The sequence below is a fragment of the Pedobacter sp. GW822-FHT03F06 genome (assembly GCF_058801365.1).
In genome coordinates, this window is record NZ_JBXANE010000030.1 from 1 (window position 1) to 597 (window position 597).

General features: G+C 37.7%; 1 protein-coding gene. It reads right to left on the minus strand.

Annotation, left to right across the window (positions count from 1 at the left end):
* Positions 1 to 370 (minus strand): IS110 family transposase (locus AC1RJ8_RS25110; RefSeq protein WP_492956265.1); only part of this gene is annotated, 370 nt, incomplete at its 3' end.
* Between the last annotated feature and the right edge of the window lie 227 nt (positions 371 to 597).

A 597-nucleotide genomic window follows, 5' to 3' on the forward strand; every position in this document is an offset into this window, starting at 1 on the left:
TCTTTTCTGCACCAATTTTAGCAAGGCCGCGGGCATCTATACTGTCATTTTTAGAGTTTGCTCCATCTGCCTGCAGGTACTTCTTAGCCTTATTTGGCAATAAAATACTTAACACTAAGCCTTTGGAATGCAGAAACCAAGCAAGTTGCTCATGGTACACGCCAGTGGCTTCCATTACGATACGCAGGGGCAAATCTTCTTTCTGATGCTGTTTGATCCATGCCAAAAACTCTTTAAAACCGCCAGGGCTGTTGGATAACTTACGGCTGGATTTCACAGTTACTTTTTGGTTGCTATCTATAATCGACAAACAGCAATGAAAATCCTTTTTAGAAACATCAATTCCGATAGAATACTTTAAGTTCATCATACCTTTATTGTTTAGATTGAAATAATCAATAATCTCTCTTAGCTTTTGCTCATGGTATAGATGATCCAAATACAGCGAAATGGTCAATAGGTACTGTTCAAACTTTAAGAAATAAAAAAAGGGAGGGTTATCCTTTCACGACGGCATCGATTAATTTCCGTGCCTTGCGGGACTACAAGTTTATCTCCCTCTTTTGATTATTTTATTATAAAGATAAAGATATGAGC